Below are 26390 nucleotides of genomic sequence, written 5' to 3' on the forward strand. Positions count from 1 at the left end.
ACTGTGCGCCGAGTCGCGCGGCTGCTCAATAGCGCAGCGAGCGTTCGATCATCCCCTCGCTGCCGAACACGCGAAGATAGCGGGCGACCTCCGCCGGCGGGCCGAGCGCCTTGGCCGGATTGTCGGAGAGCTTGACGGCGGGGCGGCCGTTCGCCGCGGTCACCTTGCAGACCAGCGAGAGCGGCATCAGCCGGGGATCGGCGCTGCCCGTGTCGTTGGTGAGGTCGGTGCCCCAGCCGAAGCTGGTGCGCACGCGCGCGGCGAAATGGCCGTGGAGTCGCTCGATAGCGTCCACGTCCAGAGCGTCGGCGAAGATCAGCCGCTTGCCCGCCGGGTCGACGCCATGGCGGCGCCACCAGGCGATGATCTCCTCGCCCGCTTCGACCGGCGGCGCGGAATCGGGACGAAAGCCCGTCCAGTCCGCGACCCAGGCAGGCGCATCGCGCAGGAAGGCGCGGGTGCCGAACGTATCCGGCAACGCGACCAGCAGGCGGCCGCCATAAAGCTGGTCCCATTCCTCCAGCACGAGATAGGGCGAGCGGGCGAGCGCGTCGTCGTCCGGGGCAAGCGCGGCGAGCGTCATCGGCAGCTCATGGCCGTTGGTGCCGATTGGCTCCAGGCCGTGGCGCATCGCGAATAGGGCGTTGCTGGTGCCGACCAGACGGCTGCCGAGCGCGTCACGGAGCGTCAGGATGCAGTCCTCCTGCCAGTCTCGGCCGTGGCGGCGGCGGGTGCCGAAATCCGACAGCATCAGGTCCGGGATGGCCGCCAGCCGCGAAGCTTTCGCGCGTAGCCGCTCGCGCGCGCCGGCGTAGAGGGAGCGGGCGTCCACACCCCGGAGCGCGGCGCGGCTGCGCAGCTCGTTCACGATCGCCAGCGCGGCAATCTCCCACAACGTGGTTTCCGCCCATGGGCCATCGAAGCGGAGATCGACCTGGCAGTCGCGGACGGCGAGTTCATAGGCGGGCAGGCGCAACCTTTCGGCCCAGTCGAGAAAGCCGGGCTCCAGGATCGGGCACATGTCGTCGAAGCAGAGCCGGCCGAGCCAGGCCCGCTCGGCGGGGGCAAGGGGGAGAGTGCGGACATGATCGAGCTGCTCGCGGAGTTCGCCGATATCGATCTGCTCGGCGAGGCGGACCGAGCGGGTGCGGTTGATCAGCGCCCATTCGGTGCGCACGTCCGGGTGCAGCCGCCGGATCAGCTGCAGCATCAGCCATTTGTAGAAGTCCGTGTCGAGCAATGTCTCGACGATCGGCCGGCCGCTCACGAGTCCACATCGCCGGCAAGCTGGTCGAGGAACCTGACCAGCGCCCGTTCCGGATCCCGCTCCTTGCCGCCGCTGAGCACGGTGATCCCCCATTGGCCGAGCACCGCGTCGCGCACCGGATCGGGGCGCGCGGCGAAGACGAAGGACGGCGGGCGATCCTTGATCCGGCCGGTATGGGCCCAGGTGCGCCACAATTTGTGCAGCAGCAGCCGGATGTTCAGGTCCGACATCGAATAGCCGATGAACAGGATGGTGCGGCCGAGCGCGTCGGCGCGAAACTTAACGTCCAGAGGCGAATCGAAGTTCAGGCGGTCGAAATAGTCGGTCTCGGCCAGCACCAGCGACGCGTCGGATTCGAAGTCGCCGTGGAATTTGACGATCTGCGGGCAGCCGTCGCCGGCGCGGGCGAGGTCGCGGGCGTTGACGATCTTCACGTAGCGGCGGCCGGCAAGCTGATAGGCGACCTCCAGATTGTTGTCGTAATTGGTCGTGTAGAGGATCGGAAAGTCGAGGCGGACGATCAGCTCGTCCAGCTTCGACCTGGCGACTTTCGCTTCGGAGACGCTCCAGCTGCGGTCCATCCAGCTCCTGAGCGCGCCGATGCTGCCCTGCTGCAGCCGGTAATATTCGGCGAGCATCTGGTAATCGGCGTCGCTGTCCTGCTCGGTGAGGCCGAGATCCGCGCGCATATGCTCGATCAGCTGCGACCAGGAGGGCAGGCCGACCGCCATCGACAGGCCGGCGCCGGCGAACAGCACGCAGCGGCGCGCCCGCACCGTCTCAACCAGCGCGGAATAGCCGTCGCCGATGTGCAGTTCTTCCATGGCCGTAACAAACGGCGCGGGCGGGCGTGCGTTCCGCGGCCGGTTGCGGGACGGCGCCCGCTCGGCTAGGCGGTCGCGACCGCGCGCGGGCGTGGCGAAATTGGTAGACGCACGGCACTCAAAATGCCGCGGCTTCGGTCATGTCGGTTCGAGTCCGACCGCCCGCACCACCCCTTCAGGATTCGGCTTCGACGTCGCTCAACCGGGTGCGGCGGAGGCGGGGTTCGCGGTCGAGCTCGCCGGTTTCCCTGATCTCCTTGCGCAGCTCGTCGCGCTTTTCGTGAATCGAGGCGATCACCGGGCCCATCGCCACGCCCAGATCGACGAGCACGGCCTCCGACAGCTGCAGCGAGCTTTCCAGCGCTTCCGGAACCGCGTCCGTCACCCCCAGCCGGTAGAGCTCGGCAGCGTGATAGACGTCGCGGGCGCGGGCGACGATGGTAAGATCGGGGAAACGGGCGCGGACAAGGCGGACGATCTTCAGCGACAGCTGGGGCTGGTCCATCGTCAGCACCAGCGCCGCCGAATTGCCAAGCTCCAGCCGCTCGAGCAGGCCCGGCCGCGAGATGTCGCCGAACAGGACCGGATAGCCCTGGCTGCGCGCGGTCGCGACCGCGTCGATGTCCGCATCGACGCCGACAAAGCCCTTGCCATGGGTGCGCAGCAGGTCGGCGACCAGCTGGCCGACCCGCCCGAACCCGATGATCGCCACCCGCTGTTCCGGCACCGGGGTGTCGGCGAGCTCGCCCAGGCCCCCGGCGCGCCGCAGCTCGATCCGCCGCGCCATGTCGTGGCCGACGCGGGCAAGCACCGGCGTGATCGTCAGCCCGATCGCGGTGACGGTCTGCCAGAAGGCGGCGGTGGACGGCGTGATCAGCCGCGCGCCGACGGCGGCGGAGAGCACGATCAGCGTGGTTTCCGACGGCGACGACATCAGCACGCCGGTTTCCAGGGCGACCCCCGGCCGGGCGCCGGCGAAGCGCAGCAGCGCGCCAGTGACGATCGTCTTGACCAGCACGACGCCGATCACGGCGGTGACCAGCGAAGGCCAATTGGCGGCGATCTGGCGGACGTCCACGCTCATCCCGATCGTGATCAGGAACACGCCGAGCGCCAGACCCTTAAACGGCGCGGTGGTGATCTCGACCTCGCTGCGGAACTCGGTTTCCGCGATCAGGATGCCGGCGAGCAGGGCGCCCACGATCGGCGACAGGCCGGCCGCCGTGGTCGCGACGCTGGCGATGATCACGATCAGCAGGCTCGCGGCAAGGAACAGCTCCGGGCTCTTGGTGCGTGCGGCCTGGGCGAACAGGGGCGGCAGCAGGATGCGGCCGGCGATCAGCATCAGGACGATGGTCAGCGCGCCGAGGCCGATCGTCGTCAGCAGCGGCTCCAGGCCGGCATCCTGGGCCTGGGGCGCGAGCACGCCCAGCGCGAAGATGATCGGCACCAGCGCGACGTCTTCCAGCAGCAGCATCGCGAAGGCGGGCCGGCCGACCTGGCTGCGCGTGCCCGTCATCGGCAGGACCAGCGCGGTCGAGGACAAGGCGAGCGCCATGCCGAGCCCGAAGGCGCCGGCCCAGCTCTGCCCGATCAGGTAGAGCGCCGCGCCGATCAGCAAACCGCACAGCGCCAGCTGCGACGCGCCGAGCCCGAACACCAGCTTGCGCATCGACCAGAGCCGGCGAAACGACAGCTCCAGCCCGATCGAGAACAGCAGCAGGATGATGCCGAGCTCCGCGAACGGGCTGATCGATTCCGATTGGGTGATCGTGACGTGGTAGAGCCAGGGATAGCGATCGACCAGCGATCCCAGGCCGTTGGGGCCGACCAGCATGCCGACCAGGATGAAGCCGATGACCGGGCTGACGCGGAGGCGGGCGAACGCCGGGATAACGAGACCGGCAGCGCCGAGGACGACGAGGGAATCACTGAACGCGTCTGAATCGATCGGGAGAGCCATGGCCCTTCATTGCTGAGCCGAAATCGGCTTGTCAGCTTTTTCCTGGGCTTCGCGGCGAATTTGCTGGCAGGCTCGACGGCGCGGGTGGGGAGAGCCATGCCTGTCGAACCCCGGGCGCGGACGGCGCGTTGGCCAGGCAAAGGGAGAAGCGCGTGCATGACCTAGTGATCGCCGGCGGCGGCCCGGCCGGCATGATGGCCGGCCTGTTGTTCGCGCGGGCCGGCGTGCAGACGCTGGTGCTGGAAAAGCATGCCGACTTCCTGCGCGACTTCCGGGGCGACACCGTCCACCCCTCGACGATGGAGCTGATCGACGAGCTGGGGCTGCTCGATGCTTTCCTGGAGCGGCCGCATGACGAAGTGCAGACGCTGACGGTGCGGGTGGCGGACGCGCGGATCACGGTCGCCGATACCCGCCACCTGCCGGTCAAATGCCCGTTCATCGCGCTGATGCCGCAATGGGATTTCCTCGATTTCCTTGCCGACGAGGCGCGGCGACACCCGACCTTTGCACTGCGGATGGAGGCGGAAGCGGCGGACCTGCTGCTGGACGGCGGCCGGGTCGCGGGCGTGCGGCTGGCGAGCGGCGAGGAGATGCGGGCAAGGCTGACGATCGCGGCGGACGGGCGGCGATCGGTGCTGCGCGAGAAAGCGGGCCTGCCCAAGCGCGATCTCGGCGCGCCGATCGACGTGCTGTGGTTCCGGCTGCCCAAGGGGCGCAGCGGCGTAAACCTGACCGGCGGGACCTTCGGCAACGGCACGCTGGTCGTCCAGCTGGATCGCGGCGACTATTGGCAGTGCGCCTATGTCGTCGCAAAAGGCGGAGCGGAGGCGCTGAAGGCACGCGGCATCGAGGCGTTCCGGCGCGGCGTCGGCGCGGCGGCGCCGGAACTGGCCGACGTCGTCGATACGCTGACCGATTGGGACCAGATCAAATTACTGTCGGTGGCGCTCGACCGGCTGGAGCGCTGGAGCCGGCCGGGACTGCTGGCGATCGGCGACGCCGCGCACGCGATGTCGCCGGTGGGCGGGGTGGGGATCAACCTTGCGATCCAGGACGCGGTGGCGGCGGCGAACATCCTTGCCGCCCCGATGGCGCGAGGCGAGCCGGTCGACGCGCTGCTGCCGAAGATCGAGCAGCGGCGGATGCTGCCGGTGCGGGTCACGCAGGCGGCGCAGAAGGCCGTGCACGACCGGCTGCTGAAGCCGTTGCTCGAGAGCAAGGCAGTGATCGACGCGGTGCCGTTCCCGCTGCGACTGTTCGACTGGTTCCCGGTGCTGCGGCGGATTCCCGCCCGCCTGGTCGGTCTCGGCATCCGGCGGGAGCATGTGCGTTCACCGGATGCTACACAGCTCTCACCGGAAGACTAGATATGGTCAATCCGTAGACGATTGGCCCGGGCGATATTTAGTAACGAACGGCCGTCGCTCCCGGGACAAGGAAGCAAATTCGACATGACGTGCAATGAGCACTGGACCAAGAGCGCAGCGAAAAAGCCACGAGCCAGGGGAAAAGACGAAGTCAGATCAAGCATCGCGAAACTGACAAAGGCCATCAACGCGTCAGCACATGGGCCCCCGAGAGTCGCCAGCATGTATCGCCGTCCGTGGCGTCTGGCGAAGATATATTCGGTTCGACCGGTAGCGAACCAGACTCGCCGCCGAGGCTGCCATCGAAGGCGTAACGGCGACAACTCGATCACCAGCGGATAGACGGCGAGCATCGCAATGCGCCCACGCGCGGCGAGACAGCCGACGGCATGGCCGATCTCGTGCACGATCGTTCCAGAAGCGATCGCGGACAAGCCAACGATCGGCCAAAGCCAAAGAAGCCCGGCCTGAGACAGGATCGGCAAAGGCAACAAAAAGGCGGCGAGTAGAGCAAAGCGATAGATCGCGTTGGCCCAGCGTGTGAACCGCCGGCCTCTAGTCAAACGCCTTTTCAGCCTACCCCCTACTTCCAATCGGCCATCGCCGTTTCGAGGTTGGCGCGGATCGCTTCGAAGAATTGTTCGGTGGTCATCCAGGGCTGGTCGGGGCCGATCAGGATGGCGAGATCCTTGGTCATCGCGCCGCTTTCAACCGTCTGGATGCAGACGCGCTCCAGCGTCTCGGCGAAGCGGGTGACGTCCGGCGTATTGTCGAAGCGGCCGCGATATTTCAGGCCGCCGGTCCAGGCGAAGATCGACGCGATCGGGTTGGTCGAGGTCGCCTTGCCCTGTTGGTGCATGCGATAGTGGCGAGTGACGGTGCCGTGCGCCGCCTCCGCTTCCACGGTCTTGCCGTCGGGCGAGAGCAGGACCGAGGTCATCAGGCCCAGCGAGCCGAAGCCCTGGGCGACCGAGTCGGACTGCACGTCGCCGTCGTAATTCTTGCAGGCCCAGACGAATTTGCCGCTCCACTTCAGGGCGGAGGCGACCATGTCGTCGATCAGGCGATGCTCATACACGATACCAAGCTTGTCGAACTGGGGCTTGAATTCATTCTCATAAACCTCGGCAAAGATGTCCTTGAAGCGGCCGTCATAGGCCTTCAGGATCGTGTTCTTGGTCGAGAGGTACACCGGCCATTCGCGCAGCAGGCCGTAGTTCAACGATGCGCGGGCGAAGTCGCGGATCGAATCATCCAGATTGTACATGCCCATCGCGACGCCCGACGACGGGAATTGGAAGACTTCCTCGTCGATCACCGTGCCGTCGTCGCCCTCGAAGACCATGCGCAGCTTGCCGGGGCCGGGCACGCGGAAGTCGGTCGCCTTGTACTGGTCGCCGAACGCGTGGCGGCCGACGACGATCGGGTCGGTCCAGCCGGGGACCAGCCGCGGCACGTTCCTGATGACGATCGGCTCGCGGAAGACGACGCCGCCCAGGATGTTGCGGATCGTGCCGTTCGGCGACTTCCACATCTTCTTGAGGTCGAATTCCTGAACTCGCGCCTCGTCCGGGGTGATCGTCGCGCACTTCACGCCGACGCCGTATTTCTTGATCGCGCGCGCGGACTCGACGGTGACGCGATCCTCGGTCTCGTCACGTTTCTGGATGCCGAGGTCGTAATATTCGAGGTCGATGTCGAGATAGGGCAGGATCAGGCGCTCGCGGATCCAGGCCCAGATGATCCGCGTCATCTCGTCGCCGTCGAGCTCGACGACGGGGGTTTTCACCTTGATCTTGGCCATTGCGTATTCGTCCCAGGAAGATTGATTTGGCGCTTTCCCTAGGCGAAGCGCCCGGCCTGTCAACCGGAGCCCAGAGGAGCGGCAACATGGCCCATTTCATACTGACCTACGATCTCGCGCCCGACTATCTGGAGCGGCGCGGCCAATTCCGGGGCGAGCATCTGGCACTCGCCTGGGAGGCGGCCGACCAGGGTGCGCTGCTGCTGGGCGGCGCGGTCGGCGATCCGCCCGAATCGGCGCTGCTGCTGTTCTCGGACAAAGCGGCGGCCGAGGCGTTCGCGAAGAGCGACCCTTATGTCGCGCAGGGCCTTGTGCAGGAATGGCGGGTGCGGCCTTGGACCACGGTCGTCGGCAAGCACGCCGCGACGCCGGTGCGGCCCTGAGCGGAGCCTTGGGCGCGCTCGATCATTGTTTCGGGATCGGGTGCTGCTAAGGAGGCGCAATGGCATCGCTTGAAAAGCCGCCGGTCGCGACGACGAACGTCAAGTGGCGCTGGCCCTCCGTCCATCCCGACGGACGCAAATTCGTCCTGATCTCGGCGGTCGTGACGCTGATCTTCGCCTGGTTCGCGTGGGAGACGCTGGCCTGGCCGATGGCCGCGGTGACGATCTGGGTCGCCGCCTTTTTCCGCGACCCGATCCGCAGCGTGCCGCAAGGGGAGGGGCTGGTGATCGCGCCCGCCGACGGGCTGATCACGCTGATCCAGCAGGTCGCGCCGCCGCCCGAAATGGCCGGCGAGAACGGCCTGGGCGACGCGCCGATGACGCGCGTTTCCATCTTCATGAGCGTCTTCGACGTGCACATCAACCGCTCGCCGATCGCGGGGACGGTGCGGCAGGTCGCCTATATCTCGGGCAAGTTCCTGAACGCCGACCTCGACAAGGCGAGCGAGGACAATGAGCGCCAGCATATCCTGGTGGAAGGCGCGGACGGGGTGCGGATCGGCTTCACCCAGATCGCGGGGCTGGTCGCGCGGCGGATCGTGCCGTTCGTCAAGGTCGGCGACACCGTGGGACGCGGGCAGCGGATCGGCCTGATCCGCTTCGGCAGCCGGGTCGACGTCTATCTGCCGGCCGGGACGTCGCCGCGCGTCGCGCTCGGCCAGCGCACGATCGCCGGCGAGACGATCATCGCGAAACTGGGCGAGCCGGACGCAGGGATCGGCATCCCGCAATGATCCCGGACCGGCCCCGGCGCGGCATCTCGCTGCGCGCCGTCGCCCCCAACGCGGTGACCGCGCTCGCCTTGTGCATGGGGCTGTCGGGCGTGCGCTTCGCGGTCGGCGGGCAATGGGACCTGGCGGTCGCGTCGATCATCGTCGCCGGCGTGCTCGATGGCCTGGACGGCCGCATCGCGCGGCTGCTGAAAGGCGAGAGCCGGTTCGGCGCCGAGCTCGATTCGCTGTCCGACGTGATCGCGTTCGGCGTATCGCCGGCGCTGATCCTCTATCTCTGGTCGCTGCAGGCGCTGCCCCGCTATGGTTGGCTATTCGCGCTGGGCCATGCCGTCTGCTGTGCGCTCAGGCTGGCGCGGTTCAATGCCCAGATCGACGCGAGCGAACAGCCGCACAAATCGGCCGGCTTCCTGACGGGCGTGCCCGCCCCTGCGGGAGCGGGCCTTGCGCTGCTGCCCATCTTCATCTGGCTCTGGTCGGGCGAAGAGCATCTGCGGGCGGTCTGGATCGTAGCGCCCTGGATGGCGCTGGTCGCGTTCCTGATGATCTCCAACGTCGCGACCTATAGCTGGTCGTCGCTGCGGCTGCGGCGCACGATCCGGCTGGAGGCGATCGCGGGCGTAGCCCTGCTGGGCGGCGCGCTGGTCACGGTGCCCTGGGAGACGCTCACCGTGGTCGCGGTGATCTACCTGGCGCTGATCCCGTTCAGCCTGCGCTCCTATGCCCGCGTCAGGCAGCGGCGCGCAGCGGCGGCACGCGGCGCGGCGCCGGACCTCGCCACGCCCGCACCCTGACCCGCACCGGCGGCGCGGCCAGCGCACGCGCGTGCACCAGTTCCTCCCCCGCCAGGATCGCGAGCACGCGCGCCGCTTCGTCGCGCAGCATGCGGACCAGCAGCAAGGACGCGCCGATCGCGGCGAAGGTGAAGAAAAGCGCGGAGAAAATCTGGGCCATCGGAACCTCCCTGAGGTCAGGGCGCCAACCGCCCATGACTCCGTTGGTTCCTGTGTTCCCTATTTGTTCCGGCGCTGTCAAGCTTGCAAATGACTCGGTTCGCCGCTAAGGGCCGCCGCATTCCACATGGAAGGCGCTCATACCGGTGTCCCGCGCTTGTCGAGGGATCACTGCCTTCCAGAGGTATAACCGGGTAAGGAGAACATCCTATGGCGGCTCCCACCGTCTCTCTGAATGCGCTCGTCGAAGCGGGCGCGCATTTCGGCCACCAGACGCATCGCTGGAATCCCAAGATGAAGCCGTACATCTACGGCGAGCGGAATGGCGTGCACATCCTCGATCTGTCGCAGACCGTGCCGCTGTTCGCGCGCGCGCTGGACTTCATCAGCTCGACCGTCGCCGCCGGCGGCAAGGTGCTGTTCGTCGGCACCAAGCGCCAAGCGCAGGAGCCGATCGCCGAGGCGGCGCGCCGTTCGGGCCAGCATTTCGTCAACCACCGCTGGCTGGGCGGTATGCTCACCAACTGGAAGACGATCTCCAACTCGATCAAGCGCTTCAAGGCGCTGGAAGAGCAGCTTTCCGGCGACACGCACGGCCTGACCAAGAAGGAAGTGCTGCAGCTGACCCGCGAGCGCGACAAGCTGGAGCTGTCGCTGGGCGGCATCCGCGACATGGGCGGCATCCCGGACGTGATGTTCGTGATCGACGCCAACAAGGAAGAGCTGGCGATCAAGGAAGCCAACACGCTTGGCATCCCGGTCGTCGCGATCCTCGATTCCAACGTGTCGCCGGACGGCATCGCTTTCCCGGTGCCGGGCAATGACGACGCCAGCCGCGCGATCCGCCTTTATGTCGATGCGGTGGCCCAGGCGGCGACCCGCGGCGGCCAGCAGGGCCAGGCCCAGCGCGGCGTCGACATCGGCGCGATGGCCGAACCGCCGGCCGAGGAGGCGCTGAACGAAGGCGAGCCCGCGGCGGCGTAAGCCCATTCGCCCCTCCGGCTGCGGCCGGAGGGGCACTGATCTTTAAGGAGTAGAAACATGGCGGAAATCACGGCCGCGATGGTCAAGGATCTGCGCGAGCGCTCCGGCGCCGGCATGATGGACTGCAAGAAGGCGCTGGCGGAGACCGGCGGCGACATCGAAGCCTCGATCGACTGGCTGCGCGCCAAGGGCCTCGCCTCTGCGGGCAAGAAGGCGGGCCGCACCGCCGCCGAGGGCCTGGTCGGCGTCGCCACCGCGGGCACCAAGGGCGTTGCCGTCGAGGTGAACTCGGAAACCGACTTCGTCGCCAAGAACGAGCAGTTCCAGGCGTTCGTGCGCGACGTGACCAAGCTGGCGCTCGACGCCGGCGACAATGTCGAGGCGCTGCTGAACGCGACCATGCCGTCGGGCAAGAGCGTGCAGGAAGCGCTGACCGAGAACATCGCGACGATCGGTGAGAACCAGAATCTGCGCCGCGCCAAGGCGCTGAGCGTCAACCAGGGCGCCGTCGTCTCCTATGTCCACAACGCCGCGGCGCCGGGCATGGGCAAGATCGGCGTGCTGGTCGCGCTGGAAGGCGATGCCCCGGCCGCCAAGATCGAGGCGCTGGGCAAGCAGCTGGCGATGCACATCGCCGCCGCTGCGCCGCTGGCGCTGACCGGCGAGGCGATCGATCCGGCGATCATCGAGCGCGAAGCCGCGATCGCCAAGGAAAAGGCCGCCGACAAGATTGCCGGCAAGCCGCCCGAAGTGGTCGAGAAGATCGTCAAGGGCCCCGTCGACAAGTTCCGCAAGGAGAACGCGCTGCTGACCCAGGCGTTCGTGATCGACGGCAAGACCCCGGTGGGCGACGTCGTCGCTGCCGAGGCGAAGGCCGCCGGCGGCTCGATCGCGGTCAAGGACTTCGTCCGCTTCCAGCTGGGCGAAGGCATCGAGAAGCAGGCGAGCGACTTCGCGGCCGAGGTCGCGGCGACCGCCGGCGTCAAGAAGACCGAGCCGGTTGCGTGAATGCTTCCTCTCCCCTTCGAAGGGAGAGGAACGGTCGCGCAGCGGCCAAGGAGAGGGGCAGTCTCAGCTCAGCCCTCTCCCGGCGGCGGCTCCGCCGCGCCGCCCTCTCCCCTGAAGGGGAGAGGGGTTTTCTTGCGGCTTTGCCCTGACTAAGACACCCTGCACTTGCCCGAACGGAACAGCATGACCCGCCCTCGCTTCAAACGTATCCTCCTGAAGCTGTCCGGCGAAGTGCTGATGGGCGATGGCCACGCGATCGATCCCGCCGTCACCGCCCGCGTCGCGCGCGAAATCGCCGATGTGAAGGCGCAGGGCTATGAAGTCTGCGTCGTCGTCGGCGGCGGCAACATCTTCCGCGGGCTCGCGGCAGCCGCCAAGGGCTTCGAGCGGGCGACCGCCGACTATATGGGCATGCTGGCGACCGTGATGAACGCGCTGGCGGTGCAGAACGCGCTGGAGCAGATCGGCGTCGACACGCGCGTGCAGTCGGCGATCCCGATGTCGTCGGTGTGCGAACCCTATATCCGCAGGCGCGCCGAGCGGCACCTGGAGAAGGGCCGGATCGTGATCTTCGCCGCCGGCGTCGGCAGCCCCTTCTTCACGACCGATTCGGGCGCGGCGCTGCGCGCGGCCGAGATGAAGTGCGACGCGCTGTTCAAGGGCACGTCGGTGGACGGTGTCTATGATGCCGATCCGAAGAAGGTCGCGACCGCCAGGCGTTTCGATACAATCAGTTACGACCGTGTCCTCGCGGACAATCTGAAAGTGATGGACGCGTCCGCCGTGGCCTTGTGCCGCGACAACAATATTCCGATCGTGGTGTTCAACATCCGCGAACAGGGTAATCTTGCCCGGGTGCTGGCCGGCGAAGGCGTCGCCACGATCGTGCAGAGGGAAGGGGACTGATATGCCCGCATACAACAAGAGCGACCTGGAGCGCCGCATGCACGGCGCGGTCGAGGCGCTGAAGCACGACCTGCAGGGCCTGCGCACCGGCCGCGCGTCGACGACCTTGCTCGATCCCGTGCACGTCGAGGTTTACGGGTCGAACATGCCGCTGAACCAGGTCGCGACCGTCTCGGCGCCGGAGCCGCGGATGCTGTCGGTGCAGGTGTGGGACAAGTCCAATGTCGGCCCGGTCGACAAGGCAATCCGCTCGGCAGGCCTGGGCCTGAACCCGATCGTCGACGGCCAGACGCTGCGCCTGCCGATCCCGGACCTGACCGAGGAGCGGCGCAAGGAGCTGGCGAAGCTGGCCGGCCAATATGCGGAAAAGGCACGGGTCGCCGCCCGCAACGTCCGCCGCGACGGCATGGACGCGCTGAAGACCGACGAGAAGAAGCACGAGATCAGCGAGGACGAGCGCAAGCGGCACGAGACCGAAGTGCAGAAGCTGACCGACTCGACCATCGCCGAGATCGACGCCGCCACCCACGCCAAAGAGAAAGAAATCCTCGGCCAGTGATTCCGCTGAAGGCCAGCCCCGAACCCATGGCCGCAGGCGGGGCCGGGGCATTGCCGCGCCACGTCGCCATCATCATGGACGGCAATGGCCGCTGGGCCAAGGCGCGCCGGCTGCCGCGCGCCGCCGGCCATCGCCGCGGGGTCGAGGCGGTGCGGCGGATCGTCCGCAAGGCCGGCGAGATCGGCATCGAAGTGCTGACGCTCTATGCCTTCTCGTCGGAGAATTGGCGGCGCCCGGTCGAGGAAGTCTCTGACCTGATGGGGTTGCTGCGGCACTTCATCCGCGCCGACCTGAACGAGATCGCCGAGGCCGGCGTGCGCATCCGCGTGATCGGCGACTATCGCGCGTTCCAGGACGATGTCGTGAAGCTGATCGACGGCGCGATCGAACGCACTGCGGCCAATACCGGCATGACGCTGGTGATCGCGCTCAATTACGGCTCGCAGAACGAGCTCGCGCGCGCGGCGCAACGGCTGGCCGAGCGCGCCCGGGCCGGCGAGATCGAGCCCTCCTCGATCACCGCCGACGCGATCGCCGCCGAGCTCGACACCGCGGACATCCCGCCGGTCGACCTGCTGATCCGGACCTCGGGCGAGCGGCGCCTTTCCAATTTTCTGCTGTGGCAGGCCGCTTATGCGGAGCTGTTGTTCGTCGACACGCTGTGGCCGGATTTCGGCGAGGCCGAGCTGGCCGAGGCGCTCGACGATTTCGCGCGACGGGAACGCCGCTTCGGCGGATTATGAACGCGGCACGAAGCGGGGACCTGGCCGTCCGCACCGTGAGCGGGATCGCGCTGATCGCGCTGGCGCTCGCGGCCCTGTGGGGCGGCGGCGTGTGGCTGTGGCTGCTGACCTCGATCGCGGCGATGCTGATGCTCGCGGAGTGGAGTGACCTGGTCCAGCCCGATCCGCGCCAGAAGCGGCTGGCGATGTTCGCAGGCTGCGTGCCGCTGGCGATCATGTCGCCGCTGGCGTCCGGCGTCAGCTTCTTCTCGTTCGGGCTGATTATCGGCACGGCCTTTTTCGTGACCATCGTGACGCTGAGGCCGCGGCTGGGCTTCGGCATCGCCTATGTCGCCCTGCCGGCCCTGGCGTTGCTGTTCCTGCGGGGGCGCGCGGACGGGCTGCTGCTCGCGCTGTGGACGCTCGCAACGGTATGGGTCACGGACATCGGCGCCTATTTCGCAGGGCGGAGCATCGGCGGGCCGAAGCTGGCGCCGACCGTCAGCCCCAACAAGACCTGGGCCGGCCTGATCGGCGGCGTCGCATCGGCGCTGATCCTGGGGCTGCTGCTGTGGCAATTCGCGGGCCTGCCGCCGCAGCTGGCCTTTGCCAGCCCGGTGCTGGCCGTCATCGCGCAGATCGGCGACCTCTATGAGAGCTGGCTGAAGCGGCAGGCGGGGGTCAAGGACAGCGGCACGATCCTGCCCGGCCATGGCGGCGTGCTCGACCGGCTGGACGGACTGGTCCCGGTCGCGCCGGCGGCGGCGGCGCTGATCCTGCTGGACACGCTGCTGTGACGCGCACCGTCAGCATCCTCGGCGCGACGGGGTCGGTCGGCACCTCCACGCTCGACCTGATCGAGCGGGCGCCGGAGCGGTTCGAGGTGGTCGCGCTCACCGCGCGCTCCGACGTTCGCAAGCTGGCGGAGATTGCCCGGCGCACGCGCGCGAAGCTGGCCGTGATCGCCGACGAGCGGCGCTTGCCGGAGCTGCGCGACGCGCTGAGCGGCACCGGGATCGAAACGGGCGGTGGCGAAGCCGCGCTGGTGGAAGCCGCGGCGGCGGGCGCGGACTGGACGATGGCGGCGATCGTCGGCTGTGCGGGGCTGGAGCCGGTCATGGCGGCGGTCGAGCAGGGCGGCACGGTCGTGCTTGCCAACAAGGAGCCGCTGGTTTCGGCAGGCGAGCTGATCCTGGCGGCGGCCGCGCGGCACGGCGCGACGATTCTGCCGGCCGATTCCGAGCACAACGCGATCTTCCAATGCTTCGACTTCGCGCGGCCGGAGCGGGTACGGCGGATCATCCTGACCGCGAGCGGCGGGCCGTTCCGCGACATGAGCCGGGCGGAGATGGCGCAGGTCACGCCGGAACAGGCGGTTGCGCATCCGGTCTGGTCAATGGGCGCCAAGATCTCGGTCGATTCGGCGACCCTGATGAACAAGGGGCTGGAGCTGATCGAGGCGGCCCGGCTGTTCCCGGTCGATCCGGCGCGGATCGAGATCATCCTGCACCGCCAGTCGGTGATCCATTCGCTGGTCGAATATGTTGACGGATCGGTGCTGGCGCAGCTCGGCTCGCCGGACATGCGCACGCCGATCGCGCACACGCTCGCCTGGCCGGACCGGATGGATACCCCGGTCGCGCCGCTCGACCTCGCCGCCGTCGGCCGGCTCGATTTCGCGGCACCCGATCCCGAGCGCTTTCCGGCGCTGCGGCTGGCGCGCGAGGCACTGGCGGCCGGCGGCGCGCGCCCGGCGGTCCTGAATGCCGCGAACGAAGTGGCGGTCGCCGCGTTTCTGGACCGGCGCATCGCCTTCCTCGATATCGCCGCAATTGTCGAGCAGACGATGGAGCGCTATGACCCGGCGGCGCCCGGCGCGATCGAGGACGTGATCGCGATCGATCGCGAGGCCCGGCACAAGGCCGCCGAGGCGATGAAGGTGTTCGTCGATTGAACAATGCTCCGGGTCTGCTGCTGACCATCCTCGCTTTCCTGGCCGTGATCGGCCCGCTCGTGTTCGTGCATGAGATGGGGCATTATCTCGTCGGCCGCTGGTTCGGCGTGAAGGCGGAGGTCTTCTCGATCGGCTTCGGCCGGGAGATTTTCGGCTTTACCGACCGGCTCGGCACGCGCTGGAAATTCGGCTGGCTGCCGCTGGGCGGCTATGTCCGCTTCGCCGGCGACATGAACCCGGCGAGCCAGCCGGACCCCGCCTGGATGCTGCTGCCGGCCGAGGAGCGCAACCGCACCTTCCAGTCGAAGTCGGTCGGCCGGCGCGCGCTGATCGTCGCGGCCGGGCCGCTCACCAATTTCCTGTTCGCGATCCTGATCATCGCCGGGTTCGTGCTTGTCCAGGGACAGCCGAGCACGGCGCCGATCGCGGGCAAGATCATGGCCGGCTCCCCTGCCGAGCAGGCTGGCTTCGCCTCCGGCGACGTGGTCAAGCGGGTGGACGGGCAGGCGATCGCCAGCTTCGCCGCGCTGACCAGCTATGTGCGCAGCCGCCCCGACACCCCGATCACGGCCGACGTGGCGCGGGGCGGGGAGGAGATTGCGATCCGGGTGACGCCGCGCGCGGTTCCGGCGGTCGATCAGCAGGGCCAGCCGGTCAAGATGGGGATGCTCGGGATTTCCGGGCAGACGGAGCCGGTCGGGCCGCTGACCGCGCTGCGCCTCGGCGCGCAGCAGAGCTGGTACATCGTCCGGATCATGGCCGACGGGCTCGGCGAGATCCTGACCGGAAGCCGATCGGCTCAGGAGTTGGGCGGGCCGCTTCGGATCGCGCAGGCATCGGGCCAGATGGCCGCGGACGGGCTGGGGCCGTTCGCTTTCTTCATCGCGCTGATCTCGATTAATCTCGGATTCATCAACCTGTTGCCAGTCCCTATGCTGGATGGCGGACATCTGCTTTTCTATGCGCTCGAGGCGGTCCGGCGGAAGCCGGTGGCGCCGCAGGTGCAGGAATGGGCATTCCGCTCCGGCCTGCTGCTCCTGCTGGGGCTGATGCTGTTTGCGACGTTCAACGATTTGTCTGCCTTCGGCCTGTGGCGGGGTCTTAGCGGGTTGATCGGCTGATCGGGTTCGGGCAGGGCGCGAGCGACTTTTTCCGCAATCCAAAAAGTTTTCGGGGTGGGTATCTGGTGACGGCCTCTTCTTCGCATATGTTCCGCAACCGCCCCATTCCCGCCCTGCTGGCCGGCACCATGCTGGCCGGCCTGTCGGCCCCGCTTTGCGCGCAGACGGCAACGACCCCGGCACCGGCCGAAAGCCAGGCCCAGCCCGCGGCGGAAGCTACGGCTACGGCTACGGCACCGGCCCCGGCGGCCGCGCCGATCATCATCAGCCGGGTCGACGTGGTCGGCTCCCAGCGCATCGAGCCGGACACGGTGCGCTCCTACATTAAGCTGCGCCCCGGCGACGTCTATACCGCCGAGACCGGCGACCAGGCGATCAAGGACCTGTTCGCGACCGAGCTGTTCGCCGACGTCACGATCCGAGAGGCGAACGGGGTGGTGACGATCGAGGTCAAGGAAAACCCGGTCATCAACCGCATCATCTTCGAAGGCAACAAGCGGCTGAAGGAGGACAAGATCCTCAAGGAGATCCGGCTCGCGCCGCGCCAGATCTTCACGCGCTCGAAGGTGCGCGCCGACGTCGCCCGGATCATCGAGCTGTACCGCCGCCAGGGCCGCTACGGCGCGACGGTCGACCCGCAGATGGTCATGCTCGACCAGAACCGCGTCGACATCGTCTATTCGATCCACGAGGGCGGCAAGTCGCGCGTCCAGCAGATCAACATCATCGGCAACGAGAAATTCAGCGACGGCCGGCTGCGCCACGAAATGGCGACCAAGCAGGCGCGGCTGACCAGCTTCTTCAGCTCGAACACGACGTTCGACCCCGACCGGCTCGCCTATGACCAGCAGAAGCTCCGGCAATTCTACCTGACCGAAGGCTATGCCGATTTCCGCGTCGTCTCCGCGATCGCCGAGCTGACGCCGGACAAGCGCGACTTCATCATCACCTATGTGGTGGAGGAAGGCGACCGCTACAAATATGGCGACGTGAAGGTCGAAAGCGACCTGCGCGACCTGAAGCCCGACTTCGCCAAGACGCTGCTGCCGATGAAGAAGGGCGACTGGTACGACGCCAAGCAGGTCGAGGACACGGTCAACGGCCTGAACGAGACCGCCGGCCTGCTCGGCTACGCCTTTGCCGAGGCCGACCCGCTGTTCGACCGCGACCCCGAGAAGAAGGAGATGAACCTCACCTTCCGGCTCGCGGAGACGCCCAGGGTGTATGTCGAGCGGATCAACATCAATGGTAACACGATCACACAGGACAAGGTCGTGCGCCGCGAGTTCCGCCTGCAGGAAGGCGACCCGTTCAACACGTTCCAGGTCAAGCGGTCGAAGGACCGCATCCAGTCGCTCGGCTATTTCCAGGAGAAATTCGAGATTGACCAGAAGCCCGGCTCGACGCCGGACCGGGTGATCCTCGAAGCCAATCTGGAGGAGAAGCCGACCGGATCGCTGTCGCTGTCGGCCGGCTATTCGAGCCTCGAGCGGTTCCTGATCAACGCCTCGATCGAGCAGACCAATTTCCGCGGCATGGGCCAGTCCTTGTCGGCATCGGTCAACTATTCGGCCTATTCGAAGTCGGTCGAGCTCGGCTTCACCGAGCCCTATTTCCTGGACAAGAACATCGCGCTGGGCGGCAACATCTTCCGCCGCGACTTCAACTCGTTCAACTTCGTCAGCGGCAACCAGCGCAACACCACCTACAGCCAGGTCCAGACCGGCTTCGGCGTCCGCGTCGGCGTGCCGATCACCGAATATATCCAGCTGCAGGGGCGCTACGAGCTTTCCGTCGACGACGTGAATCTGTCGCGGTCGTTCTTCACCAACGGCGCCTGCGACCCGCTGCTGGCCGGCCGCTTCCTCTGCGACGCGATCGGGACCCGCACGACCTCGAAGGTCGGCTACTCGCTGGTCTATAGCACGCTCGACAACGGCATCCGGCCGACCCGGGGCAGCCGGCTCGTGCTCAGCCAGGATTTCGCCGGCCTGGGCGGCAGCGTCAAGTATCTGAAGACGGTTGCTACTGCCGACAAATATGTGAACCTGGGCCGCGGCTTCGTCGTCAACTTCAGCCTGCAGGGCGGCTACATCCATTCGCTGGAGGGCAAGAGGTTCGACGCGTCGGGCAATGAAGTCGACCCGGTGCGCCTGATCGACCGCTTCTATCTGGGCCAGCCGCAGATGCGCGGCTTCGATATTCGCGGCCTCGGTCCCCGCGTCCAGCGCCAGGCCTATCTGATCGACAAGGACACCGGCCAATATGTGCCGATCCCGGGCATGCCGGGCCAGTTCCAGGTCGACACCACGCGCAAAAACCTGCTCGCCGACGACGCGATCGGCGGCCGCGCCTATTATCTCGGCCATATCGAGATGCAGATCCCGCTCGGCTCCGGCGTACGCGAGCTGGGCATCCGGCCCTCCGTGTTCGTCGACATCGGCTCCGTCTTCGGCGTGAAGAAGCCGCAGCTGATCAACCTGCCACCGGGCGACCCGCGCCTGACCCGCGACATCCTGGACATCAACGGCAATGCGCAGTGCACGGTGCCGCCGGCCCAGGATGGCGGCACCTCCACGCTGATCCCGCGTCCGTCGGCCGGCTGCCCGACCGGGACGACACCGTTCACCCAAACCATTCCGGCATTCAGGGAGGTCTTCCTTGGCGATACGCCGAAGCCGCGCGTTTCAGTGGGCTTCGGCGTCAACTGGAACTCGCCGTTCGGTCCGTTCCGGATCGACATCGCGAAGGCGCTGATCACGCAACCGGGCGACGACCCGCAGCTCGTCACTTTCAACGTAGGAACCCAATTCTGATGAAGACCATGATCAAGACGCTCGCCGCCGGCCTGGCGCTTTCGACCGCCCTTGCCGCGGCACCGGCGGCCGCGCAGGTGAACAGCATCGGCGTCGCCAATCTCGACGCCGCCGTGCAGCGCTCGACCGCCTGGACGACGGCGATGACGCAGATGCAGACCACCTACAAGGCGACGATCGACCAGCTGAACGCCCGCGAGACGGCGATCCGCACCGAGCTGCAGCCGCTCGTCACCAAGCTGCAGACCGACGCGAAGGCGCCGAACCCGAACCAGCAGGCGCTGCAGCAGCAATACACCACGCTGCAGCAGCGGCAGAATGCGGCGCAGCAGGAGCTGGCGCGGATCGGCCAGCCGGTCAGCCGCGCCCGCGCCTATGTCGAGGAGCAGATCGTCGGCAAGCTGGACGACGCGCTGCGCGCCGCGATGACCCGCAAGAACGTCAGCCTGGTGGTGCGTCCCGAGGCCGCGCTGTCCTACCAGCCGGCCGCCGACATCACCGCCGACGTGACGACCGAGCTGAACCGGCTCGTGCCGTCGGTCAGCATCACGCCGCCGGCCAATTGGCAGCCGGGCGGCCAGGAAGCGGGCCAGCAGCCGGCCCAGCCGGCCACGCAGCAGCCGCAGCAGAAGCAGCCGCAGGGCCGCTAACATGAGCGAGGCGGGAGAGGGGAGCGCGGCGATCGGCCCGCTGGACGTCACCAGGGTCCTGGCGGCGCTTCCCCACCGCTATCCGATGCTGCTGGTCGACCGGGTCGAGGAGATCATTCCCGACCGGTCGATCGCGGCGGTCAAGGCGGTGACGTTCAACGAAGGCTTCTTCCAGGGCCATTTCCCCGGCCGGCCGATCATGCCTGGCGTGCTGATCGTCGAGGCGCTGGCGCAGGCAGCCGGCGTGCTCGCGGTTGAATCGCTGGGGCTCAGCGGCTCCGGCAAGCTCGTCTATTTCATGGCGATCGAGGACGCGAAGTTCAGGAAGCCGGTCGAACCCGGCGTGCTGCTGCGCCTGGAGGTAGAGTTCGTCCAGAAGCGCGCGCGGGTGTGTAAATTCGCCGGCCGCGCGCTGGTCGACGGGCAGGTGGCGGCGGAAGCGAACTTCACCGCGATGATCGCCGATCCGCCCTCTGCCTGACAGTTGTCACCGGCGGCCGCTTCTGCTAGCGGCCCGCCTTTCCTCAGGCTGGTCGGAACCAGCCACTCCGGAGATTTGAAGTCATGAAGAAAGACACGCACCCCGATTATCACATGATCAAGGTGCAGATGACCGACGGCACCGTGTACCAGACCCGCTCCACCTGGGGGAAGGAAGGCGACACGCTGGCGCTCGAGATCGATCCGCTCGCGCACCCGGCCTGGACCGGCGGTTCGCAGCGCCTGCTCGACCAGGGCGGCCAGGTCGCGCGCTTCAACAAGCGCTTCGGCGGCCTGACGCTGGGCAAGAAGTAAGAAGCAGGCTCCTCCCCGAGCACGCTCGGGGAGGACTTTGGGCTACCGCATGAAATCGGCCGGATTCGGCGTCGGGCGGTTGCAGGCGAATTGGAAGCCGCGTTCGCAGTCGCGGACCTGCATGCGCCACACATACATCGCGTCGGCGTAGGCGCGCTGCTGCCGGTCATAATGCGACGCGTTGGCGGCGATGCGGGCATCGCGGGTGCGCATCGCGTCCAGCCAGGCGGCCATGTCGGCATTATACTGGCCTTGCAGGTCGGCGCTGATCGCGGCGGCCGTACCGGCGGCAGAGCTGCCCGAGGTCATGCTGTTGGCGGCCGCGACCTCGTCCTTGTTCGGATTGTTGATCGCTTCCGTGCGGACCTGCGGCTTGTCATAGCCACGATCGGCCGGCAGCGGCGTGCGCGGCGTGCCCGGGTCTTCCTTCGTCCCCGGCTGAGTCGGCGGGTTGGTCGGCGCGGCGTTCTGGGCGGCGAGCGGGGCGGCCAGCGCGACCAGCGCCGCGCCCGCAATCAGGCGCTTCAGCATCGTTCTCTCCTCTCAACGAAACTGGCGCCTTAACGGCTTGAGAGGCCGACCCGTTCCGAATCAGGCCGGCGAGAAGCGGCCGCTGTCTTCGTCGAGCAGGTGGAGAACGCCGTCCGCGATCGCGAAATAGGCGCCGCGCAGCCTGAGCCGGCCGGCCGATTCGCGGACCGGGATGCAGGGAAAGGTGCGCAGGTTGGCGAGGCTGACCCGCACGCTTTCGAGCTCCAGCGCGCGGATCGCTTCGGGGCCGTCGCCGAGCTCCGCGACGATGCGGTCGCGCGCTTCGTCGAGCATCGACATCCAGCGGGCGATGAAGCCGCCTTCGCCCGGCGGCGCGTCGCGGAATCGCCGGGTGAGGGCGGCATTGACGCCGCCGCAGGCGCCGTGCGCCATGATCACGACTTCCTCGACCTCCAGCTGAGTGACCGCGAACTCCAGCGCCGAGGACACGCCGTGGCGCAGGCCGCCGAGCTCGAACGGAGGAACCAGCGCCGCGACGTTGCGCACCACGAAGATCTCGCCCGGCGAGGTATCGAAGATGATGCTGGGATCGACCCGGCTGTCGGAACAGGCGATGACCATGGTTCGCGGCGCCTGGCCTTCCTTCAGCTCGGCCCAGCGCTCGCGCTGCTGGCTCCACCCGGTTTCACGAAAGCGGCGATAGCCGGCGATGAGTTCGTCAAATCCCTTGCTCATGGCCCTCCGCGTTAAGAAGATGAGGCGGGGCTGGCAAGCCGCGCCGCGGCTCGCTATCTGCGCCCATATGAGCGAAGCCGATCCGATCGCACCTGTCCCGAGCCGTGTCGAGGGAAGACCGCCACGCGTCCGCAAGCCCGACTGGATTCGGGTCAAGGCCCCGACCAGCACCGGCTTTGCCGAGACCAAGCAGCTGATGCGTCGGCTGAACCTCGCCACCGTGTGCGAGGAAGCGGCGTGCCCGAATATCGGCGAGTGCTGGACCAAGAAGCACGCGACGGTGATGATCCTGGGCGACACCTGCACCCGCGCCTGCGCGTTCTGCAACGTGAAAACCGGCATGCCGCGCGCGGTCGATCCCAGGGAGCCGCAGCATGTCGCCGACGCGGCGGCCGAGATGGGCTTGCAGCATATCGTCGTGACGTCGGTCGACCGCGACGATCTGGCGGACGGCGGCGCCTCGCAATTCGTCAAGGTGATCGAGGCGCTCCGGCGGACCACGCCCGCGACCACGATCGAGATCCTGACGCCCGATTTCCGCAACAAGCATGAAGCGGCGGTCGAGGCGATCGTCGCGGCGCGGCCGGACGTGTACAACCACAATCTGGAGACCGTGCCGCGGCTGTATCCGACGATCCGGCCGGGCGCGCGTTATTACGCCTCGCTGCGCCTGCTGGAGAGCGTCAAGAAGCTCGACCCGTCGATCTTCACCAAATCCGGCATCATGCTGGGACTGGGCGAGCAAAGGCTGGAAGTGCACCAGGTGATGGACGACATGCGCTCGGCCGATGTCGATTTCCTGACCATGGGCCAGTATCTCCAGCCGACCCCGCGCCACGCCAAGGTCGAGGAATTCGTGACCCCCAAGGCGTTCGACGCCTATGCCGCGATTGCCCGCGCCAAGGGCTTCCTGCTGGTCGCATCCTCGCCGCTGACGCGGTCGAGCTATCACGCCGGCGACGATTTCGCGCGGATGCGGGCGGCGCGGGAACAGAAACTGGCGACCAAGTCTCCGTTCACTTCGAGCGAAGTCGAGAAGCGTTAGCTCTGTGCGGGCGTATCTCGACTTCGCTCGATACGAACGGATGAGGGATTGAATGCCGCGTCATTCGGAGACTCGCCAGCTTCCCTACAGCCCCGAGCAGATGTTCGATCTGGTCGCGGACGTGGGCCGCTATGCCGAGTTCCTGCCCTGGGTGGCGGCGGTCAGGGTGCGGTCGAACAGTCCGACCGAGATGGTCGCCGACCTGATCGTCGGCTTCAAAGCATTGCGTGAGCGCTTCACCAGCCGCGTCCACAAGGAGCGGCCGGGGCATATCCATGTCGATTATCTGGAAGGCCCGCTCAAGCATCTGAGCAACGACTGGAAATTCCGCCCGGACGGGAAGGGCGGCACGCTGGTCGATTTCTGCGTCGACTTCGCGTTCAAGAACCGCGTGTTCGAGGCGCTGGCCGGCCAGATGTTCGACATGGCGCTGAGGCGCATGATCAACGCGTTCGAGGAGCGCGCGGCGGTGCTCTACGGAGCGGGAGGCGCGGACCCGGCCATCGGCGCGTCGGGCATCAGCAGTTCGAGCGCGCACAACGCCGCCTGAAGCCGGATGCCGCCGCGGCCGAGATCGCCGAACTCGCGGCGCTCAGCCTTGATCTTGTCCGGCGGAGCGTCGCGTTCGGCGCGGGCGAAGACGACGGTGCCGACCGGCTTTTTCTCGGAACCCCCGTCCGGGCCGGCAATGCCGGTGATCGCGACCGCGACATCAACGCCGGCACGCTCCAGCGCCCCTTGCGCCATCGCCCAGGCATTGGCGATCGACACCGATCCGAAGGTCTCCAGCACGTCGAGCGCGACGCCGACGAGCTTCATCTTCGCGTCATTGGAATAGGTGACGAGGCTCGCCTCGAATACGTCGGACGAGCCCGGAATCTCCGTCAGCGCGGCGCCGACCAGGCCGCCGGTGCAGCTTTCGGCGACGGCGAGGCGGCGGCCGACGACACGGTTCGCCTCGATCACAGCGCGCGCCTTGTCGACCAGCTCCCGCGGCAACAGGAATTCGACGCTGGGGTGATCGGGGGCACTCATTGGAAATCCTCGTAAAGGCTGATCGTCGCGGCGGCCTGGGCCGCGATCCCTTCGCCGCGGCCGGTAAAGCCGAGCCGCTCGGTCGTGGTCGCTTTGACGCTAACCCTGCCGGACGCAAGCCGCAACAGTTCGGCGATGCGTGCGCGCATGGCGTCCCGATACGGGCCGATCTTCGGCGCCTCGCAGATGATGGTCAGGTCGACATGCTCGATACGGCCGCCGCGCCGCGCCACGAGCGCCGCGGCGTGTTCCAGGAAGCGGGCCGAGGGAGCGCCGCGCCATTGCGGGTCGCCGGGCGGGAAATGGGTGCCGATATCGCCCTCGGCGATCGCGCCCAGGATCGCGTCGGTCAGCGCGTGAAGGGCGACGTCAGCGTCGGAATGGCCCGCGAGGCCCTTGACGTGCGGGATCTGGGTGCCGCCGAGCCACAGTTGCTCGCCTTCGGCCAGCCGGTGCACGTCGAAGCCGGTGCCGGTGCGGAACGAGCGCTGGCCGAGCCGCGCTTCCGCCGCGGCGAAATCCTCCGGCCGGGTTATCTTCTCGAGCATCGCGTCGCCTGCCACCGCTGCGACCGCGAAGCCCGCCGCGCGTACCATCTGCGCATCGTCGGTCGGCTCGTCGTCTCCCTGCCAGGCGCGATGTGACGTCATGATGTCGCCGAAGCGGAAGGCCTGGGGCGTCTGGACCCGCACCAGCGCGTCGCGGTCGACCACATCGCCCAGGGTGGCGCCGTGCCGTGCGAGCGTGTCGGCGACGGGCAGGGCCGGGACCGCCCCGGGGCTGGCCTCCAACGCCGTCAGCAGCCGGTCGATGACTGCGGCCGGCGTGAAGGGGCGGGCGGCGTCGTGGATCAGCACGACGTCGGCGCCGCCGAGGGTCTCGATCGCGTCCAGCCCGGCGCGCACCGATAGCCGCCGGCTCGCGCCGCCGGGAACGATGCCGAGCGGCGCGCGCTCGCCCAGCGCGGCGCGGAGCGGTCCTTCGTCGCCGACGACCAGCACCGCATCGATGCGCGGATGCGCGGCCAGCCGGTCATAGGCGTGCGCGACCAGCGGCTTGCCGGCAATGCTGCGGAATTGCTTCGGCATGCCGCCGCCTGCGCGTTCGCCTTTGCCGGCGGCGACGATCACTGCCACGACCCTGTTCACGCCCGCGCCCTAGCCCGCCCTTGCCTTGCCGAAAAGGGGCGGAGTCGCTATGTGCCGGCCCTCCCATGACCCAGATCAAGCCCATCCAGATCGGCCCGGTGCGGATCGACAGCCCGGTGCTGCTGGCGCCGATGACCGGCGTGACCGACCTGCCGTTCCGGCGGATCGTGCGGCGCTACGGCTCCGGCCTCAACGTGACCGAGATGATCGCCAGCCAGGCGATGATCCGCGAGACGCGTCAGTCGCTGCAGAAGGCGGCCTGGGACCCGATCGAGGAGCCGGTCTCGATGCAGCTGGCCGGCTGCACGCCGCGCGAGATGGCGGAAGCGGCGAAGCTGAACGAGGATCGCGGCGCCGCGATCATCGACATCAACATGGGCTGCCCGGTGAAGAAGGTGGTGAACGGCGACGCCGGATCGGCGCTGATGCGCGACATCCCGCTTGCCGCCGCGATCATCGAGGCGACCGTCAAGGCGGTGAAAGTGCCGGTCACGCTGAAGACGCGGATGGGCTGGGATCACCAGAGCCTCAATGCGCCCGAGCTCGCGCGGATCGCCGAGGATCTGGGCGTGCAGATGATCACCATCCACGGCCGCACCCGCTGCCAGATGTACAAGGGCGGGGCCGACTGGGGGTTCGTCCGCAGCGTCAAGGACGCGGTCAAGGTGCCGGTGATCGTCAACGGCGACATCTGCTCGATCGCCGATGCCGAGCGGGCGCTCGAGCAGTCCGGCGCGGATGGGGTGATGATCGGCCGCGGCGCCTATGGCAAGCCGTGGCTGCTGCGCCAGGTGATGCACTGGTTCGCGCATGGCGTGGCGCTGCCCGACCCGACGGTCGAGGAACAATATCACCTGATCATCGAGCATTACGAGGCGATGCTCGAACATTATGGCGAGATGACCGGCGTCAACATGGCACGCAAGCATATCGGCTGGTACACCAAGGGCCTGCCCGGATCGGCCGACTTCCGCAACCAGGTCAACCAGGAACCGGGCGCCGCGAACGTGCTGGGGATGTTGCGCGAATTCTACAGTCCGTGGCTGAGCCGGGCGGCGGCCTGAC

At 67.7% G+C, this 26390-nt stretch carries 28 protein-coding genes and 1 tRNA gene; 20 read left to right on the forward strand and 9 right to left on the reverse strand.

The annotated features are described in order from the left end of the window. Window positions 1–25: 25 nt before the first annotated feature. Together pncB and GON01_RS09670 are read right to left on the reverse strand one after the other, a co-directional pair. Window positions 26–1267, reverse strand: coding sequence for a nicotinate phosphoribosyltransferase (gene pncB / locus GON01_RS09665; RefSeq protein ID WP_309503417.1), 1242 nt, complete (start codon window positions 1265–1267; stop codon window positions 26–28). Beyond that, a complete protein-coding gene (locus tag GON01_RS09670; protein WP_157027182.1) occupies window positions 1264–2091 on the reverse strand; it encodes an SIR2 family protein in 828 nt (275 codons plus the stop codon). Before GON01_RS09670 ends, pncB begins: the two co-directional genes overlap by 4 nt. Window positions 2092–2176: 85 nt before the next feature. On the opposite strand from GON01_RS09670, the gene GON01_RS09675 reads away from it, so the two are divergent. Then, window positions 2177–2261, forward strand: a tRNA-Leu gene (locus tag GON01_RS09675). Between the two features lie 5 nt (window positions 2262–2266). Here GON01_RS09675 and GON01_RS09680 read toward each other — a convergent pair. Further along, on the reverse strand, window positions 2267–4054 hold the full coding sequence (locus tag GON01_RS09680) for a cation:proton antiporter domain-containing protein (RefSeq protein ID WP_157027183.1): 1788 nt from the start codon (window positions 4052–4054) through the stop codon (window positions 2267–2269). A 152-nt stretch (window positions 4055–4206) separates the two neighbouring features. Here GON01_RS09680 and GON01_RS09685 point away from each other — a divergent pair, with 152 nt between their 5' ends. Further along, a complete protein-coding gene (locus GON01_RS09685; protein WP_181600020.1) occupies window positions 4207–5424 on the forward strand; it encodes an FAD-dependent oxidoreductase in 1218 nt (405 codons plus the stop codon). A 583-nt stretch (window positions 5425–6007) separates the two neighbouring features. Here GON01_RS09685 and GON01_RS09690 read toward each other — a convergent pair. Then, entirely contained in the window at window positions 6008–7228 is a 1221-nt protein-coding gene (locus tag GON01_RS09690) for an NADP-dependent isocitrate dehydrogenase (RefSeq protein ID WP_157027185.1), read from the reverse strand. 86 nt (window positions 7229–7314) lie between these two features. Between GON01_RS09690 and GON01_RS09695 the strand changes: the two genes are divergently transcribed. Genes GON01_RS09695 through GON01_RS09705 form a run of 3 tightly spaced genes read left to right on the forward strand, consistent with a single transcriptional unit; the run spans window position 7315 to window position 9196 of the window. Next, a complete protein-coding gene (locus GON01_RS09695) occupies window positions 7315–7611 on the forward strand; it encodes a YciI-like protein (RefSeq protein WP_157027186.1) in 297 nt (98 codons plus the stop codon). A gap of 59 nt (window positions 7612–7670) precedes the next feature. Then, complete coding sequence (locus GON01_RS09700) at window positions 7671–8405, forward strand: phosphatidylserine decarboxylase (protein ID WP_157027187.1); 735 nt, start codon at window positions 7671–7673, stop codon at window positions 8403–8405. Further along, entirely contained in the window at window positions 8402–9196 is a 795-nt protein-coding gene (locus tag GON01_RS09705; protein ID WP_157027188.1) for a CDP-alcohol phosphatidyltransferase family protein, read from the forward strand. The genes GON01_RS09700 and GON01_RS09705 overlap by 4 nt, the downstream gene beginning before the upstream one ends. Here the strand turns inward: GON01_RS09705 and GON01_RS09710 are convergent. Beyond that, entirely contained in the window at window positions 9132–9356 is a 225-nt protein-coding gene (locus GON01_RS09710; RefSeq protein WP_157027189.1) for a hypothetical protein, read from the reverse strand. The genes GON01_RS09705 and GON01_RS09710 overlap by 65 nt on opposite strands. Window positions 9357–9565: 209 nt before the next feature. Between GON01_RS09710 and rpsB the strand changes: the two genes are divergently transcribed. The 12 genes from rpsB to rpmE all read left to right on the forward strand — a co-directional run bounded on the left by rpsB (window position 9566) and on the right by rpmE (window position 20870). Further along, on the forward strand, window positions 9566–10339 hold the full coding sequence (gene rpsB, locus GON01_RS09715; protein ID WP_157027190.1) for a 30S ribosomal protein S2: 774 nt from the start codon (window positions 9566–9568) through the stop codon (window positions 10337–10339). A gap of 57 nt (window positions 10340–10396) precedes the next feature. After that, window positions 10397–11347, forward strand: a complete 951-nt coding sequence (gene tsf, locus GON01_RS09720; RefSeq protein WP_157027191.1) for a translation elongation factor Ts — start codon at window positions 10397–10399, stop codon at window positions 11345–11347. Window positions 11348–11530: 183 nt separating this feature from the next. Further along, window positions 11531–12253 carry a UMP kinase gene (gene pyrH, locus GON01_RS09725; protein WP_157027192.1) on the forward strand — a complete coding sequence of 241 codons (723 nt, stop codon included), beginning with the start codon at window positions 11531–11533 and terminating at the stop codon, window positions 12251–12253. Between the two features lies 1 nt (window position 12254). After that, entirely contained in the window at window positions 12255–12812 is a 558-nt protein-coding gene (gene frr, locus GON01_RS09730) for a ribosome recycling factor (protein WP_157027193.1), read from the forward strand. A gap of 26 nt (window positions 12813–12838) precedes the next feature. Beyond that, window positions 12839–13555 carry an isoprenyl transferase gene (locus GON01_RS09735; protein WP_157027194.1) on the forward strand — a complete coding sequence of 239 codons (717 nt, stop codon included), beginning with the start codon at window positions 12839–12841 and terminating at the stop codon, window positions 13553–13555. Further along, on the forward strand, window positions 13552–14331 hold the full coding sequence (locus GON01_RS09740; RefSeq protein WP_181600021.1) for a phosphatidate cytidylyltransferase: 780 nt from the start codon (window positions 13552–13554) through the stop codon (window positions 14329–14331). The genes GON01_RS09735 and GON01_RS09740 overlap by 4 nt, the downstream gene beginning before the upstream one ends. Next, window positions 14328–15488 (forward strand): 1-deoxy-D-xylulose-5-phosphate reductoisomerase, encoded by a 1161-nt coding sequence (locus GON01_RS09745; RefSeq protein ID WP_181600022.1) that lies wholly within the window; start codon window positions 14328–14330, stop codon window positions 15486–15488. Before GON01_RS09740 ends, GON01_RS09745 begins: the two co-directional genes overlap by 4 nt. Then, on the forward strand, window positions 15485–16609 hold the full coding sequence (gene rseP / locus GON01_RS09750; RefSeq protein WP_157027196.1) for an RIP metalloprotease RseP: 1125 nt from the start codon (window positions 15485–15487) through the stop codon (window positions 16607–16609). Before GON01_RS09745 ends, rseP begins: the two co-directional genes overlap by 4 nt. A gap of 86 nt (window positions 16610–16695) precedes the next feature. After that, the gene (gene bamA / locus GON01_RS09755) at window positions 16696–19425 is read left to right on the forward strand and encodes an outer membrane protein assembly factor BamA (RefSeq protein WP_157027197.1); all 2730 of its coding nucleotides are present in this window, start codon (window positions 16696–16698) and stop codon (window positions 19423–19425) included. After that, complete coding sequence (locus tag GON01_RS09760; RefSeq protein ID WP_157027198.1) at window positions 19425–20075, forward strand: OmpH family outer membrane protein; 651 nt, start codon at window positions 19425–19427, stop codon at window positions 20073–20075. Before bamA ends, GON01_RS09760 begins: the two co-directional genes overlap by 1 nt. Window position 20076: 1 nt before the next feature. Continuing rightward, window positions 20077–20556: a 3-hydroxyacyl-ACP dehydratase FabZ gene (gene fabZ / locus GON01_RS09765; protein WP_157027199.1), complete on the forward strand. Its 480-nt coding sequence runs from the start codon at window positions 20077–20079 to the stop codon at window positions 20554–20556. Window positions 20557–20639: 83 nt separating this feature from the next. After that, window positions 20640–20870 (forward strand): 50S ribosomal protein L31, encoded by a 231-nt coding sequence (gene rpmE, locus GON01_RS09770; protein ID WP_157027200.1) that lies wholly within the window; start codon window positions 20640–20642, stop codon window positions 20868–20870. Between the two features lie 42 nt (window positions 20871–20912). On the opposite strand, the gene GON01_RS09775 is transcribed toward rpmE, so the two are convergent. Together GON01_RS09775 and GON01_RS09780 are read right to left on the reverse strand one after the other, a co-directional pair. After that, entirely contained in the window at window positions 20913–21401 is a 489-nt protein-coding gene (locus tag GON01_RS09775; protein WP_157027201.1) for a hypothetical protein, read from the reverse strand. Window positions 21402–21461: 60 nt separating this feature from the next. Further along, complete coding sequence (locus GON01_RS09780) at window positions 21462–22097, reverse strand: carbonic anhydrase (RefSeq protein WP_157027202.1); 636 nt, start codon at window positions 22095–22097, stop codon at window positions 21462–21464. Window positions 22098–22164: 67 nt separating this feature from the next. Between GON01_RS09780 and lipA the strand changes: the two genes are divergently transcribed. Both lipA and GON01_RS09790 read left to right on the forward strand, forming a co-directional pair. Continuing rightward, entirely contained in the window at window positions 22165–23142 is a 978-nt protein-coding gene (gene lipA, locus GON01_RS09785) for a lipoyl synthase (protein ID WP_157027203.1), read from the forward strand. Window positions 23143–23194: 52 nt separating this feature from the next. Beyond that, the gene (locus tag GON01_RS09790) at window positions 23195–23692 is read left to right on the forward strand and encodes a type II toxin-antitoxin system RatA family toxin (protein WP_157027204.1); all 498 of its coding nucleotides are present in this window, start codon (window positions 23195–23197) and stop codon (window positions 23690–23692) included. Here the strand turns inward: GON01_RS09790 and GON01_RS09795 are convergent. After that, window positions 23617–24177 carry a CinA family protein gene (locus GON01_RS09795; RefSeq protein ID WP_157027205.1) on the reverse strand — a complete coding sequence of 187 codons (561 nt, stop codon included), beginning with the start codon at window positions 24175–24177 and terminating at the stop codon, window positions 23617–23619. The genes GON01_RS09790 and GON01_RS09795 overlap by 76 nt on opposite strands. Continuing rightward, window positions 24174–25325: a bifunctional 2-C-methyl-D-erythritol 4-phosphate cytidylyltransferase/2-C-methyl-D-erythritol 2,4-cyclodiphosphate synthase gene (locus GON01_RS09800; protein ID WP_309503425.1), complete on the reverse strand. Its 1152-nt coding sequence runs from the start codon at window positions 25323–25325 to the stop codon at window positions 24174–24176. Before GON01_RS09800 ends, GON01_RS09795 begins: the two co-directional genes overlap by 4 nt. Window positions 25326–25390: 65 nt before the next feature. On the opposite strand from GON01_RS09800, the gene dusB reads away from it, so the two are divergent. After that, window positions 25391–26389 carry a tRNA dihydrouridine synthase DusB gene (gene dusB, locus GON01_RS09805; protein WP_157027206.1) on the forward strand — a complete coding sequence of 333 codons (999 nt, stop codon included), beginning with the start codon at window positions 25391–25393 and terminating at the stop codon, window positions 26387–26389. Window position 26390 lies beyond the last annotated feature (1 nt).

This window comes from Sphingomonas horti, assembly GCF_009753715.1.
Lineage (GTDB): Bacteria > Pseudomonadota > Alphaproteobacteria > Sphingomonadales > Sphingomonadaceae > Sphingomonas_B > Sphingomonas_B horti.